At 65.6% G+C, this 15,104-nt stretch carries 12 protein-coding genes; 11 read left to right on the plus strand and 1 reads right to left on the minus strand.

Annotated elements, in window-relative coordinates; genetic code table 11:
• Positions 1–2: 2 nt before the first annotated feature.
• Genes PNI01S_RS13485 through PNI01S_RS13500 form a run of 4 tightly spaced genes read left to right on the plus strand, consistent with a single transcriptional unit; the run spans position 3 to position 4,305 of the window.
• Positions 3–275 carry a flagellar biosynthetic protein FliQ gene (locus PNI01S_RS13485; protein WP_024767371.1) on the plus strand — a complete coding sequence of 91 codons (273 nt, stop codon included), beginning with the start codon at positions 3–5 and terminating at the stop codon, positions 273–275.
• Between the two features lie 4 nt (positions 276–279).
• The gene (gene fliR, locus PNI01S_RS13490; protein ID WP_084358416.1) at positions 280–1,080 is read left to right on the plus strand and encodes a flagellar biosynthetic protein FliR; all 801 of its coding nucleotides are present in this window, start codon (positions 280–282) and stop codon (positions 1,078–1,080) included.
• Positions 1,073–2,206 (plus strand): flagellar biosynthesis protein FlhB, encoded by a 1,134-nt coding sequence (gene flhB / locus PNI01S_RS13495; protein ID WP_084358417.1) that lies wholly within the window; start codon positions 1,073–1,075, stop codon positions 2,204–2,206. Before fliR ends, flhB begins: the two co-directional genes overlap by 8 nt.
• 2 nt (positions 2,207–2,208) lie before the next feature.
• A complete protein-coding gene (locus PNI01S_RS13500; RefSeq protein WP_045213356.1) occupies positions 2,209–4,305 on the plus strand; it encodes a flagellar biosynthesis protein FlhA in 2,097 nt (698 codons plus the stop codon).
• A gap of 226 nt (positions 4,306–4,531) precedes the next feature.
• Here PNI01S_RS13500 and PNI01S_RS13505 read toward each other — a convergent pair whose 3' ends face one another.
• Positions 4,532–4,894, minus strand: coding sequence for a PilZ domain-containing protein (locus PNI01S_RS13505; RefSeq protein ID WP_024767259.1), 363 nt, complete (start codon positions 4,892–4,894; stop codon positions 4,532–4,534).
• Between the two features lie 356 nt (positions 4,895–5,250).
• Here PNI01S_RS13505 and PNI01S_RS13510 point away from each other — a divergent pair, with 356 nt between their 5' ends.
• The 7 genes from PNI01S_RS13510 (at position 5,251) to PNI01S_RS13540 (ending at position 15,091) form a co-directional block, all read left to right on the plus strand.
• Positions 5,251–6,372 (plus strand): PAS domain-containing protein, encoded by a 1,122-nt coding sequence (locus PNI01S_RS13510; RefSeq protein ID WP_024767258.1) that lies wholly within the window; start codon positions 5,251–5,253, stop codon positions 6,370–6,372.
• Positions 6,373–6,382: 10 nt separating this feature from the next.
• Complete coding sequence (locus PNI01S_RS13515) at positions 6,383–7,819, plus strand: sigma-54 interaction domain-containing protein (RefSeq protein WP_054909494.1); 1,437 nt, start codon at positions 6,383–6,385, stop codon at positions 7,817–7,819.
• Positions 7,820–8,251: 432 nt separating this feature from the next.
• A complete protein-coding gene (locus PNI01S_RS13520) occupies positions 8,252–8,851 on the plus strand; it encodes a dimethylamine monooxygenase subunit DmmA family protein (RefSeq protein ID WP_024767257.1) in 600 nt (199 codons plus the stop codon).
• A complete protein-coding gene (locus tag PNI01S_RS13525; protein ID WP_084358418.1) occupies positions 8,848–9,816 on the plus strand; it encodes a PDR/VanB family oxidoreductase in 969 nt (322 codons plus the stop codon). Before PNI01S_RS13520 ends, PNI01S_RS13525 begins: the two co-directional genes overlap by 4 nt.
• Positions 9,817–9,830: 14 nt before the next feature.
• Positions 9,831–10,847 carry a heme-dependent oxidative N-demethylase family protein gene (locus tag PNI01S_RS13530; RefSeq protein ID WP_084358419.1) on the plus strand — a complete coding sequence of 339 codons (1,017 nt, stop codon included), beginning with the start codon at positions 9,831–9,833 and terminating at the stop codon, positions 10,845–10,847.
• 107 nt (positions 10,848–10,954) lie between these two features.
• The gene (locus PNI01S_RS13535) at positions 10,955–12,484 is read left to right on the plus strand and encodes an APC family permease (protein WP_084358420.1); all 1,530 of its coding nucleotides are present in this window, start codon (positions 10,955–10,957) and stop codon (positions 12,482–12,484) included.
• Between the two features lie 459 nt (positions 12,485–12,943).
• Positions 12,944–15,091: an adenosylcobalamin-dependent ribonucleoside-diphosphate reductase gene (locus PNI01S_RS13540; RefSeq protein WP_065086110.1), complete on the plus strand. Its 2,148-nt coding sequence runs from the start codon at positions 12,944–12,946 to the stop codon at positions 15,089–15,091.
• Positions 15,092–15,104 lie beyond the last annotated feature (13 nt).

The raw sequence follows: 15,104 nt of genomic DNA on the forward strand, positions 1-15,104 counted from the left end.
CCATGCTCACCCCGGAAAGCGCCGTCGATATCGTCTCCAATGCCGTGCACATCACCGCGCTGATCGTCTGCGTGCTGATCGTGCCGAGCCTGCTCGGCGGCCTGCTGGTCAGCATTTTCCAGGCCGCCACGCAGATCAACGAACAGATGCTCAGCTTCCTGCCGCGCCTGCTGATCACCCTGGGGATGCTGGTATTCGCCGGGCACTGGATCCTGCGCACCCTCTCCGAACTGTTCATCGAGTCGTTCCATCAGGCAGGCCGCCTGGTCGGCTGATGCCATGCAGCAAGGTGCATCCATTCTGCAGGCGTTCGACACCCTGCAACTCCTGCAGGCCTGGTGGTGGCCCTTCTGCCGGATCATGGCGGTGTTCGCCCTGACGCCGATCTTCAGCCACAAGGCGATCCCCATGCGCCTGCGCATTCTCCTCGGCCTGGCGCTGACCGTCGCCCTCGGTGCCGCGCTGCCGCGCCCGCCGGCCATCGATCCGCTGTCCGCCCAGGGCCTGCTGGTAGCGCTGGAGCAGATCGCCTTCGGCCTGATGCTGGGGCTTTCGCTGATGCTGGTGTTCACCGTGTTCACCCTGGTGGGCGACGTGATTTCCACCCAGCTCGGCCTGAGCATGGCGGTGTACAACGACCCCATGAACGGCGTGTCGTCGTCCTCGATCCTCTACCAGCTGTACTTCATCCTGCTGGTCTTCCTGTTCCTCTCCATCGACGGCCACCTGCTGGTGGTGAGCATCCTCTACCAGAGCTTCATCTATTGGCCGGTGGGCAGCGGCCTGCATTACCTGGGGCTGGAGTCGGTGGCCGGCAGCCTGGCCTGGGTGTTCGCCGCCGCAGTGCTGATCACCCTGCCGGTGGTGTTCTGCATGACCCTGGTGCAGTTCTGCTTCGGCCTGCTGAACCGCATCTCGCCGGCACTGAACCTGTTCTCCCTGGGCTTTCCCATGGCGATCCTGGCGGGCCTTGCGTGCATCTGGCTGACCCTGCCGGACATCCCCGAGAACTACCTGAAGCTCACCCGCCAACTGCTCGACGCCATCGGCGTGATCTTCCGCGAGGGGCGCCATGGCTGAGCAGCACAGCGCCCAGGAAAAGACCGAAGAGGCCTCCCAGCAGAAGCTCAGGAAGAGTCGCGAGGACGGCCAGGTCAGCCGCTCCAAGGACCTCTCCACCACGCTCTCGCTGCTGGCCACGCTGATCGCGCTGAAGTTCTGCGTGGAGCATTTCTACGACGGCCTGAAGCAGGGCTTCGCGCTGTCCTTCATCGACCTGAGGAACAGCGAGATCGGCCTCGACGACCTGCCGCTGGTGCTCGGCCACCACCTGGTGCTGTTCATCACCACGCTGCTGCCGCTGCTGGTCACGCCGCTGCTGGTGGTGCTGTTCTCGATGATTCCCGGCGGCTGGATCTTCTCCAGCAAGAACTTCATGCCCAAGCTGTCCAAGCTCAACCCGATCACCGGGCTCGGGCGCATCTTCTCGCTGCAGAACTGGACCGAGTTGGTCAAGTCGCTGCTGAAGATCGCCGTGCTGATCGCCGTCGCCCTCTACCAGCTGAACGGCGCCCTGCCCGGCCTGCTTGCCTTGCAACGCGGCGATGTACGCGGTGCCATTGCCACGGCTTTCAGCACCTTCTACGACATCACGCTGTCACTGCTGGTGGTGTTCATCCTGTTCTCGGTCATCGACATCCCGATCCAGTACTTCTTCTTCAAGAAGAAGCTGCGCATGACCAAGCAGGAGCGCAAGGAAGAGCACAAGAACCAGGAAGGCCGCCCGGAAGTGAAGGCGCGCATCCGCCAGTTGCAGCGCCAGCTGGTGCACCGGCAGATCAGCAAGACGATCAAGACCGCCGACGTGGTGATCGTCAACCCGGTGCACTTCGCCGTGGCGCTGCGCTACGACCCGAAGAAGGCCCAGGCGCCCTACGTGGTCGCCAAGGGCCTGGACGAGACCGCGCTGTACATCCGCAAGATGGCCAAGGCCCACGACCTGGAAGTGCTCGAACTGCCGCCGCTGGCCCGTGCGATCTACGCCACCACCCAGGTGAACCAGCAGATCCCGGCGCAGCTGTACAAGGCCGTCGCCCACGTACTCACCTACATCCTCCAGCTCAAGGCCTGGCGCTCCGGGCGCCGTGAACGCCCGGAGCTCATACGCAATGTCCCCATTCCCGAAGAACTGCTGAACAGAGTCTGACCATGCGCCTACTGCAGTCACTATTGCCGACCTTCCAGAGCGGCCGCATCGGCATCCCGCTGATCATCCTGTCGATCCTCTCGATGATCATCCTGCCGCTGCCGCCGCTGGTGCTGGACGCCCTGTTCACCTTCAACATAGTGGTCGCCATCCTGGTGCTGCTGGTCAGCGTGTCGTCGAAGAGCCCGCTGGACTTCTCGCTGCTGCCCACGGTGATCCTGGTCACCACGCTGCTGCGCCTGACCCTCAACGTCGCCTCCACCCGCGTGGTGCTGCTCGACGGCCACACCGGCACGGGCGCGGCGGGCAAGGTGATCGAGGCCTTCGGCCACGTGGTGATCGGCGGCAACTTCATCGTCGGCCTGATCGTCTTCGTGATCCTGATGATCATCAACTTCATGGTCATCACCAAGGGCGGCGAGCGCATCTCCGAGGTCACCGCGCGCTTCACCCTGGACGCCCTGCCCGGCAAGCAGATGGCCATCGACGCCGACCTCAACGCCGGCCTGATCGACCAGAACGAAGCCAAGCGCCGCCGCTCGGAAGTAGCCAAGGAAGCCGACTTCTACGGCGCGATGGACGGCGCCTCGAAGTTCGTCCGTGGCGACGCCATCGCCGGCATCCTGATCCTGCTGATCAACCTGTTCGGCGGCCTGGCCATCGGCGTGTTCGTCTACGACCTGCCGGCCGGCGCAGCCTTCCAGCGCTACGCCCTGCTGACCATCGGCGACGGCCTGGTGGCGCAGATCCCGGCGCTGCTGCTGTCCACCGCCGCGGCGATCATCGTCACGCGGGTCAACGAGTCCGCGGAAATCACCAGCCTGGTGCGCCGGCAGATGCTCGCCTCGCCGTCGCTGCTGTACACCGTCGCCGGCATCCTCGTGGTGCTCGGCCTGGTGCCGGGCATGCCGCACACCGCCTTCTTCGCCTTCGCCGCGCTGGTGGCCTTCATCGCCTGGCGGCTGTCGCTGGCCGGCCCGCCCATCGAGGCGCAGACGCTGGAGCAGACCCAGGCCCTGACGCACGCGATGGACCAGGAAAAGGCGCAACAGCTGGCCTGGGAAGACATTCCGCTGGTGGAGCGGCTGTCGATCTCACTGGGCTACAAGCTGGTCAGCCTGGTCAACGAGGCCAGCGGCGCGCCGCTGCCGCAGCGGATTCGCGGCGTGCGCCAGACGCTCTCGGAGAACCTCGGCTTCCTCCTGCCGGAAGTGCAGATCCGCGACAGCCTGCGCCTGAAGGCCTCGCAGTACGCCATCCACATCAACGGCGAGCGCATCGACGGCGCGGAAATCCACGCCGACCGGCTGATGGCGATTCCCTCGCCGGAGCTGTACGGCGAGATCGACGGCATCCTCGGCGTCGACCCGGCGTACCGCATGCAGGTGGTGTGGATTCTGCCGGCCGACAAATCCCGCGCGCTGAACCTGGGCTACCAGGTGATCGACTGCGCCAGCGTGGTTGCCACGCACCTGAACAAGGTGGTACGCGAGCACCTGCCGGACATCTTCAAGCACGACGACGTCGAACACCTGATGCAGCGCCTGACCCTGCAGGCGCCCAAGCTCGCCGAATCGCTGAAGGCGCAGCTCACTTATTCACAGCAGCACCGGGTGTTCCGCCAGCTGCTGCAGGAGGAAGTGCCGCTCAAGGACATCGTCACCATCGCCAGCGCCCTGCTCGAAGGCAGCGAGACCACCAAGGACCCGGTGCTGCTGGCCTCCGACGTGCGCTACGCGCTGCGCCGCAGCATCGTTTCGTCGATCGCCGGCGACCGTCCGGAGCTGACCGTGTTCGTCCTGGAGAACGCCCTGGAAAACACCCTGCTCGGCGCCCTGAGCATCGCCCAGCAGGCCGGCCCGGTGAGCCTGGACAACATTCCAGTGGAACCCAGCCTGCTCAACCAGCTGCAGCACAGCATGCCGGTGGTGAAGGAAAAACTGCGCAAGGAAGGCCACCCGCCGATCCTCACCGTGATGCCGCAACTGCGGCCGCTGCTGGCGCGTTATGCGCGGGTGTTCAGCCCGGGGCTGCACGTGCTGTCGCAGAACGAGATTCCGGAGCGGGTGGGGGTGCAGATACTGGGGACGCTGGGGTGATGGGGTCTGGCGGAGCGGGTGCTTTTCTGAGCGTTCGCCGCGGGGTCTCCCCCTCACCCCAACCCTCTCCCAATGGGAGAGGGGACTGTCTGCAGCGGGCTGATATTTCCACGCTCGCCGACTGACTCCGGAATAGCCACAACACACCGATCGGCCCCCTCTTCCCCTGGGAGAGGGCTGGGGTGAGGGCCCGCCCGAGCGCCGAACTACCCCTCCCGAAGATCCATCACGATAACCGCGCCCGCCCCAACAGACTGCGGTTGAAGCTCACCGACATCGACGTCACCAGCTCGGTAAACGCCGCACTCGGCCGATCCAGCTTGAACCCCTGCTCGAAGCGCGCGTTCTTGGCATCCTTCTTCGACCACTGGCAGATCGCAGTGATATCCACCGAACGGGTGTGATCCTCACGTACCGGAATCTCCAGGCGCATGTCGTAGCAACTGCCCGGCGCCAGCGGTTCCTCCGTCACCAGCCGCAACCCGCCCATCGAGACATCGAGTACCGTCCCCATGGCATCGCCGCTCAGGCGGTTGGTCACGTTGATCTGGCCGATGTGGCGGAAGGTCAATCGACGGTGCTTGCGCATGCTGGCCTCTTGTAGGGATCGGGCTCTGGGACGGACGGGGAAGAAAAACGCGCGCGCATCCTAGCAGCGCCAGTCGCTCAAACGAACTCAAAAGCTATCAACTGGCCAGTATTTGCGGCAGATCCCACTCGCCTTCCATCGCCGCGCGCGCCGCTGCAGCAATGCAACGGATATTCTGCAAACTGCGCTGCACGCTTGCATGGAGTGCTGCGATTTTGCACACACCCCTTCAGCACCCCCGCGGCGCACGGGCGTTTCAGGCTGGCATGCAACATGCCTTGCTCTCCCTGCGGGCCGCCGAGTGGCCGCACCGTCGTGTAGGGAATCTGCATTGGAGATCTGCCTTGGAGGGAGAAATGGACCCGCTAAAACTGCTGCTGGACAGAGGCCTGTTGCTGTCCGACAGCCTGACGTCCCAGGGACGCTTCATCGAAGTCTCCGCCGAGCAGACCGACCAGCTCGGGTACCCGCCTGGCTCGCTGGACGGCCAGGGTGCCGAACTGATCTACACCGCCGACTCGCTGAACGCGCTGATGCAGCTGTTTGCCAACCCGCCGGCCGATGAGCGCGTGCAGGACCTCGAGTTGACCCTGATCCGCCACAGCGGCGGCCTGCTGCCGGTGCTCGCCAGCGGCGTGCTGCAATGGCGCGACGGCGAGCCGGCGCGCCTGCATCTGGTGAAGATGCCGCTGGGGCCGGTCAGTCGTCGCCTGGGCGAGCTGCAGAGCGCCAATGAAGTGATGAGCCAGATGCTCTTCAGCGCGCGAGTGGCCTACTGGTGCATCGAGTTCGCCGAGTCGGTGGACGTGCGCGAGACGCCCGACGAGATTGTCCGCCAGGTGTTCGAGAACCGCTCCTACTGGCGCATGTGCAACCGCGCCATGGCCAACATCTACGAGATGCCCGCCGATGTCGATTTCAGCGAACAGCCGGTGCGCCTGTACTGGCCGCGCAGCCCAGCCAACGAGGAGTTCGTGCGGCGCCTGATCGAGGCGGAATTCCACGTCGATGGCGCGCTGTCGGTGGACCGCCGTCATGACGGCTCGCCGGCCTACGTGGAGAACGACGTGCGCGCCAGCATCCACAACGGCCGCCTGCTGCGCATGTGGGGCAGCCTGCGCGACGTCAGCCAGGAGCTGCGCATGCAGCACGACGCCGAGCAGCGTATCGAAGCACTGCGCCGGGTGTTCGACGCGGTGCCCGACGCGGTGCTGGTGATCGACGAGGCGGCCCAGCCGCAATGGCGCAATGCGGCCTTCGAGCAGACCTTCGGCATCACCCGCGCCGCCGGCCTGGCCTCGACACTGAACCGCATGCCACTGCCCGAACGCACCTGGCAGGTGCTCGACCTGCCGGACCAGTTCGGCAACTACCAGTCCTTCAACAGCCACTGCTCGCGCATCCTCATCCGCGAGGGCGTGGCCTGGCGCGTCTTCGTGCTGCGCTTGGCGAACAAGGCGACGGAGCTACATCCATGAGCAAAGAAGCATGAGCGAAGAAGGCTTCTTCGCGCCGCTACGGATGGGCATGCGCTCCTCGGTCAGCGCGTCCGGGGAGATGCTCTCCGCGCTGCTGGAGACGCCGGCGTTGCATGCCCTGCTCGACAGCTTCAGCGAGGCGCTGATCGTCTGCGACGGCGACTCGCGGGTGCGCTTCATCAACCTGGCGGCGGAGCGGGTCAACCGCGTCACCCGCGTCGATGTGCTGGGCCTGCCCGACGTGGACTTCTTCCAGCGCTCGGCGCTGCAGTTCGACGATTTCCAGCAGGCTCTGCGCCGTGGCGGCAAGAGTGCACTGACCCGCTCCCGCGATGGCCGGGTGTTCCTCACCCGCGCCCAGGCCGTGCCCACCGGTGCCTACGAGAAGCCCTACAACCTGCTGATCCAGCGCGAATACGAGCCGGGCACCGCCGGCAGCCTGCGCAGCCCCTCCGGGCGCGCCTCGACCACCGACCTGCAGGGCCTGGGCGACCCGCAGGACAATGCGCTGCACATGTCGCCGCTGCTCTCCTCCATTGCCGACATGGGCGTTCGCGCCTTCCGCCGCCGCGCGCGCCTGCTGCTGCTCGGCGAGCCCGGCGTCGGCAAGACCGCCATCGCCCGGCACATCCACCGCGCCGCCGGCTGGGGCGACCGGCCCTTCATCGACGTGAACTGCGCGAGCATCCCCGAGACGCTGTTCGAGTCGGAGATGTTCGGCTACGAGCGCGGCGCCTTCACCGGCGCATTGCAGTCGGGCAAGCGCGGCTATATCGAGAGCGCCTCGGGCGGCACGCTGTTCCTCGACGAGATCGGCGAGATCCCGCTGCAGGTACAGGCCAAGCTGCTCAAGTTCCTGGAAGACGGCACCATCCAGCCGGTGGGTTCACCGCTGTCGAAGCAGGTCCAGGTGCAGGTGATCGCCGCCACCAACAAGGACCTGCGCGCCCAGGTCGCGGCCGGCGAATTCCGCGCCGACCTCTACTACCGCCTGGCCGTGCTGCCGGTGGAAATCCCGCCGCTGCGCGCCCACCGCGACGACCTGCCGGTGCTGATGGACATCCTCCTGGCGCGGATCAACCGCGACCGCCAGCCGCCGCTGCGGTTATCCTCGGCATGCCGCGAACGCCTGCTGGGCTATGACTACCCCGGCAACATCCGTGAGCTGGTGAACATCTTCGAACGCCTGGCGGTGCTGGCCGACGATGTCGCCGATGAACTGCACCTGCCGCCGGAACTGCTCGGCGCACCGCCGGCCGGCAGCCCCGTCGCGCTCGACGAACCGGCTGCGGCCATCGACGACCAGCCGCTCAAGGCCCAGGTGCAGCGCTACGAACGCCAGGTGATCCTGCGCGCGGTGCGCCTGTGCGGTAGCAAGCGCAAGGCGGCGATCCACCTGGGCATCGACGTCGGCACGCTGATCCGCAAGTTGCAGCGCGACGACTGAGCGCCGCCTGACACAGCGCGCCTTGTACCGAAGCCCCTCACCCTAACCCTCTCCCAGAGGGAGAGGGTTAGGGTGAGGGCAGCCGCAGGCACCGAGGTACGACAAGGTTCGCGAACAAGGACTAAGCGCTCCCTTCTCTCCTGCAAAAGCCCACCATCCATGCATCCGCGGGACTACCCGGTCACGCGGCTTTTACGCATCCAGCACAAATGCCCCCTGCGACAATCCACCGCTGCATCCCTGCCTACAGCCGTTGTCATTTCTGCTTACACCTCTGATCTCGTATTTTTACTTTTTCTTTAAATTTCAATTACTTAACTATTTGGCACAGCCTGTGCTCTGTGTATCTCCGACCCGTGACCGTGCGCGGGTCCTCGAATCGCGCTGGCGCTCCTGACCGAGAGAGCCGGCAGTTCTGGAGGCACAAGAATAATGCTCATCACAGGTATCAAGAGCCGGCCGGTCTACGACCAGTTGCGCCCGCTCGCCGGTGGCAACCACCACATCATCGCCGGCCAGGGCAGCGGCGGCAGCGCCATGCTCCGTCTGCTCGCCGAAATGCCGCGCACCGCGCCCATCCGCGTGCTGTATTCCAGCGAATCCTTCTCCGGCCAGGATCACCTCGCCGCCCTGCGCGACATCACTGACGTCGAGCTTTCGATCTACCCGAGCAACCGCGCGCTGGTCGATGACCTGCACGCCCTGCTGGGCCAGTCGCGCATGGGCACCCGCCTGTACCTGGCCGGCTCCGAGAGCTTCATCGGCACCGCCATGCAGGCCGCCGACGCGATCAACCTGAACAAGGACGAAGTGCTGCGCGAGCACGCCGGCTCCTTCGTCCGTCGCGTCTGGTGCGTGCATTGCGACGGCTACACCGAGAACGTCACCCAGCGCGTCTTCGACTGCCCGCATTGCGCCCGCACCCTGGTGGTCCGCGACCACTACTCCCGCCGCCTCGCCGCCTTCCAGGCCGTGAAGGCTGACGCCGAAGTCCCCGGCGAACTGCCGGAAGCCGAGGAGCTCGACACATGAGCCAGTCCAACGGAACCCTGAATGTCCGCGTTACCCATATCGAGCAGGTGACCCCGGAGATCAAGCGCTTCACCCTGGCCTCCACCGACGGCGCGCACCTGACCCCATTCTCCGGCGGCAGCAACGTCGTGGTGCTGATGCCCCACGCGGCCGGCACCTACCGCAACGCCTACTCGCTGATGAGTTCGCCCTACGACGCCAGCGCCTACCAGATCGCCGTGCGCCGCGTGGAAGAAGGCCGTGGCGGCTCGAAGCACATGCACGACGTGGTGAAGGAAGGCGACGAGCTGGAAATCCTCCGCCCGGTGAACCTGTTCCCGCTGAGCAAGCACGCGCGCCTGCACCTGTTCATCGCCGGCGGCGTGGGCATCACCCCGGTGTGCTCGCAACTGGCCGAACTGCGCCTGCGCGGCACGCCCTTCGAAGTGCACCTGGCGGTGCGCGGCGACGCCCATGCGCGTCTGGGTGAAGAACTGCTGCAGGAATACGGCGACGCCGTGCGCCTGTACCGCGACGACCGGGGCGAGCGCCTGGACATTTCCGCCGTGCTGGCCGACCGGCCGCTGGGCAGCGACGTCTATGTCTGCGGCCCCGAGGGCATGATCCAGGCAACCATCGATGCCGCCCACGCCCACGGCTGGACCGACAGCCACATCCACTTCGAGCGCTTCCTCGAACAGGGCAGCGTCGGCGAGGCGTTCCAGGTCACGCTGGCGCGCAGCGGCGCGACCATCGACGTGTCGCCCGACCAGAGCCTGCTGGAGGCCGCCGAGGCTGCCGGCCACGACATCCCGTACCTGTGCCGCGGCGGCGCCTGCGGCATGTGCGAGACCAACGTCCTCGAACTGGATGGCGAAATCCTCCACACCGACGACTGGCTGTCCGACGAGGACAAGGCCGCCAACAAGAAAATCATGCCCTGCGTGTCGCGTGCCAAGTGCTCGCGGCTGGTCATCGACTGCTGAGCCGGAGAACGACCATGACCATCCAATTCCGCCCCGACGAAACCTACCGCGACGATTATACCTACGCCAACAGCCAGGCCTGCATCGACCGCGCGCCCTGGCCCTTCCTGGACGACGAGTACATGTACTCGATGAACCTGGAGCCGCACGTCAGCGTGGGCAACGATGCCTTCCGCGCGGTGTTCGACATCGACGAGCACTACATCAGCGAGTGCCGCGACCGTGCGATCACCCTGGAGAAGGACCCGGGCATGCACTACGTCTCCGCGCCGCACATGATGGAGGCGCAGTGGGACCTGCTCGAGCTGATCATGGAGTCCTATGCCAAGGACTACCCGGAGTACTTCTCCCTGGAGAAGGACGGCACCCGCTGGCACTGGACCAACAAGCTGCTGAACATCGACGACACCTTCACCTTCGGTGATCCGGCGACCCTGCCCTACGAGCCGATGGAGTACGTCACCCGCCAGGCCCAGGGCGACTGGGTATTGCAGGAAGAACGCGACGGTACCCTGTACTGGGGCGCGGGCATCGCCACCCAGCGCGCCGACTACTCGCTGCGCTTCAACCTGGGCATGGCCTGGCACGAGTTCCACGGCCCGGTGCCGCTGGTGAAGGAAACCGGCATGCTCGACCGCGCGTTGAAGTTCCTCCTGCGTCTGCGCAACGGCCACCCGGTGCGCCGCCTTAACTGGTCGCTGACCGTCAACCCGCGCCTGGACGTGTCCGCCGAGTCCCTGCCCGAGTGGGCGCCGGACCGCACCACGGTGACCGCCGAGAACGCCGGGAAAAAGGTCTACTTGCGCATCGAGCTGCAGCCGCTGCACCGTCTGCCGCGCAGCAATGCCATCGTGTTCCCGATCCGCACCTACCTGCTGAGCCTGGAAGACATCGCCACCAACCCGGCGTGGGCCAAGCGCATGCACCGCGTGCTCAAGTCCCTCAACCAGGAACTGGTCGACTACAAGGGCTTCACCCGCTACCACCAGCAGGCGGTGGAGTGGCTCTCGCAGTTCGACGACGGCCAATAACGGTCGCGCAGCACACACAACTACAACCCCGAAAAGGGAACCGGCGGGCGTCGTGAGGCCCGCCGGCCGATTGCCTTCTGCCCATCACCCCCCGAGAGGAAACAACGATGAGTGGGTCCCCTGCCAAGCGTGCCGCTGGCGTTACCGATCAAGACGCCGAGCTGCTCGCTGCCCTCGGCTACAGCTCCAACTTCGAACGCAGCATGGGCCTGTGGGAGAACTTCTCCCTGGGCTTCACCTATCTGTCGCCCGTGGTGGGCGTCTACACCCTGTTCGGCCTGTGCCTGGCCGCCGGTGGTCCGCCGATGTTCTGGACCTACCTGCTGATCGGCCTGGGCCAGTTGCTGGTGTGCCTGGTGTTCTGCGAAGTGGTCTCGCAGTTCCCGATTTCCGGGGGCGTCTACCCCTGGGCGCGTCGCCTGGTAGGCAAGCGCTGGGCGTGGATGGTCGGCTGGGTGTATGCCTGGGCGCTGTGTACCTCCATTGCCGGCATCGCCGTGGGTGCCAGCCCGTACATGGCCGCCATGCTCGGTTTCGACATGCACGGCAACGCCGCCATCGGCATCGCCCTCGGCCTGATCGCCCTGTCCACCGTGCTCAACCTGTCCGGCACCAAGCTGCTCGCCCGCGTCGCCATGTTCGGCTTCATCTGCGAGCTGGGCGGTGCGCTGCTGGTGGGCGGCTACCTGCTGATCTTCGAGCGCCACAACGACTTCAGCGTGCTGTTCAACACCTTCGACATCAAGGTCGACGGCAGCTACTGGCCGGCCTTCCTCGCCGCGTCGCTGGCGGGCCTGTTCCAGTACTACGGCTTCGAGGCCTGCGGTGACGTCGCGGAGGAAACCCCGAACCCCGGCAGGATGATTCCCAAGACCATGCGCATGACCATCTACATCGGTGGTGCGGCGGCGATGTTCGCCTGCCTGGCGCTGATCCTCTCGGTGCCGGATATCCAGCGCGTGATCAACGGCGAAGACACCGATCCGGTGACCACCATCCTCGCCAACGCCTTCGGTCCGGTGGGTTCGAAGCTGGTGATGGCGGTGGTGATGGTGTCGTTCGTCTCCTGCGTGCTGAGCCTGCAGGCCGCCGCCAGCCGCCTGCTGTTCGCCTATGCCCGCGACGAGATGATCGTCGGCAGCAAGGCCCTGTCGAAGCTCAACAGCAACCACGTACCGGCGGTCGCGCTGATGGTGGCGGGCGTGATGCCGGCCGCAATCGTCTGCCTGGGCCTGTTCATGGCCGACGCCGTGGCCACCATCGTCGGCTTCGCCGCGATCGGCATCTACATCGCGTTCCAGCTGATCGTCGTCGCCGCGCTGATCGCCCGCGCCAAGGGCTGGGCACCGGGTGGCCAGTTCACCCTGGGCAAGTGGGGCGTGCCGGTGAACGTCGCGGCGCTGATCTATGGCGTGGCGGCGATCACCAACATGGTCTGGCCGCGCACCCCGGACGCGCCCTGGTACATGAACTACTCGATGATCCTCACCACGGTGATCGTGCTCGGCGCCGGCCTGCTCTACATGCTGCTGGCCAAGCCCTACGACAAGGGCACTGCGCCAGCGGGCGACGCCCACCGGATTTCCCGCCGCCAACCATCCGTGCGCGCTGCGGGCGCGCTGACCGAACCGGCTTGATCGCAACGTTGACGCAATTCGGGCCATACGCCTGAGGGGCTGCGTCTGGAGCGCCACCTTTCCCCGGTGACGCTCCCCTGCGTTTGCGCAACGGACCACCATCCCCGCGATGGCCGGTCCGTTTTTTTATGGGCGAGGTAAAACACTTTTGCAGGAGCGGACTCCGTCCGGGCTGTTCCACCGGCCAGCTCGGAACCGATGATGCTGTGCTGCGTCTTCGCCGCGCCTGATCGTCGCACCATTCCTGCCTGAAATTTCCCCACGTGATTTGCGGCCGACGCCCCGCCAATCGTCGCTTTCGTGCATCTTTTTCAGCGTCTTCCGATCAACCGTCTATCGTGTGTAATGGTGCGAGTCAGGCACAAGATATTGATGCCGGTCAGTCTTCTGTGTCTACATATTGGGTCTACTCGCGCTCCTTTGCGCCTGCCACCCAACCGACAGGAGGTTATTTCTCGGATGGCCAAGACCGATGCGCGCCCCCGTGGCGCCGACCAAGGAGTTCTCGCCCTGCAACCTGCCTCGCAGGACATCTGGGACAGCAAGTACCGCCTCAAGCACAAGAGCGGGAAACCCATCGACGGCAGCGTCGACGAGACCTGGCAGCGGGTCGCCCGTGCCCTGGCCGACGTCGAGGCGAACAAGGCCCTGCGCGAGCACTGGTACGAGCGCTTCCTCTGGGCATTGCGCAATGGCGCGATCCCTGCCGGGCGGATCATCTCCAACGCCGGCGCCCAGGGACACAAGCCGGCCACCTCGACCATCAACTGCACCGTGTCCGGAATCATCCGCGACTCCATGGACGACATCCTGGAGAAGGTCCACGAGGCCGGCCTGACCCTCAAGGCCGGCTGCGGCATCGGCTACGAGTTCAGCACCCTGCGCCCGCGTGGCGCCTACGTTTCCGGCGCCGGCGCGCACACCAGCGGGCCGCTGTCGTTCATGGATATCTACGACAAGATGTGCTTCACCGTCAGCTCCGCCGGCGGCCGCCGCGGCGCGCAGATGGGCACCTTCGACGTCAGCCATCCGGATGTACGCGAGTTCATCCGCGCCAAGCGTGAAGACGGCCGCCTGCGCCAGTTCAACCTCAGCCTGCTGATCACCGACGGCTTCATGGCGGCGGTGGAGAACGACGAGGACTGGCCGCTGATCTTCCCGATCCATGAGAAGGAGCGCGACGAGGTCGACCTCAAGGCCCCGGACGAAGTCGTCTGGCGCGACTGGCCGGTGCACGACAACTACCTGGTCGGCGACGACGGCCGCGTGGCGTGCAAGGTCTACGGCCGGGTCAAGGCGCGGCACCTGTGGGACATGATCATGGTGTCCACCTACGACTACGCCGAGCCCGGCTTCATCCTCATCGACCGGGTCAACGAGATGAACAACAATTGGTGGTGCGAGGCGATCCGCGCCACCAATCCGTGCGGCGAGCAGCCGCTGCCGCCCTACGGCTCCTGCCTGCTGGGCTCGGTGAACCTGACCACCTTCGTGGTGGATGCCTTCGGCGGCAACGCACGCTTTGACTGGGAGCGCTACCGCGAAGTGGTCCGCGTCTTCACCCGCATGCTCGACAACGTGGTGGAGATCAACGGCCTGCCGTTGGAACAGCAACGTGCGGAAATCCTCGGCAAGCGTCGCCACGGCATGGGCTTCCTCGGCCTGGGCTCGGCGCTGACCCTGCTCAAGCTGCGCTACGGCAGCCCGGAAGCCTGCGTGTTCACCGAGGAAGTGGCGCGCGAGATGGCCCTGGTCGGCTGGGAAGTGGCGCTGGAGTTGTCCCGCGAGAAAGGCCCGGCGCCGGCGCTGGTCAAGGAATACGAAGTCACCGCCGAGATGCTGCGCAAGCGGCCGGAAATGAAGGCCGATGGCTTCAAGGTCGGCGACAAGGTCGCAGGACGCGTGCTCCACGCCAAGTATTCGCGCTACATGCAGCGTGTCGCCGAGCATGCGCCGCAGCTGATCGAGGAACTGGCCCAGCACGGTGCGCGCTTCACCCACCACAGCTCCATCGCGCCCACCGGCACCATCAGCCTGAGCCTCGCCAACAATGCCTCCAACGGTATCGAGCCGAGCTTTGCGCACCATTACTCGCGCAATGTGATCCGCCCGGGCCGCAAGACCAAGGAGAAGATCTCGGTCTTCAGCTACGAGCTGCTGGCCTACCGCGACCAGATCGACCACCACGCCGTGCCGGGCGCGGAGGAGGAGAAGCACCGCCTGCCGGACTACTTCATCACCGCCGACGACATCACCCCGCAGCAGCACGTGGACATCCAGGCCGCCGCGCAGAAGTGGATCGATTCGTCGATCTCCAAGACCGCCAACGTCCCCACCGACTATCCGTTCGAAGACTTCAAGGACATCTACCTCTATGCCTGGCGCCAGGGCCTGAAGGGCTGCACCACCTTCCGCTTCAACCCGGCGGCCTTCCAGGGCGTGCTGGTCAAGGAGTCGGACCTGGAGAAGACGGTGTACCGCTTCGAGCTGGAAGATGGCAGCGTGGTGGAGCTCAAGGGCAACGAGGAAGTGGAGTACGACGGTGAGATCCATACCGCCGCCAACCTCTTCGACGCCCTGAAAGAAGGCTATTACGGCAAGTACTGATACCCCTGGAGAA

The organism is Pseudomonas nitroreducens NBRC 12694 (assembly GCF_002091755.1).
In the GTDB taxonomy this organism is placed as follows: domain Bacteria; phylum Pseudomonadota; class Gammaproteobacteria; order Pseudomonadales; family Pseudomonadaceae; genus Pseudomonas; species Pseudomonas nitroreducens.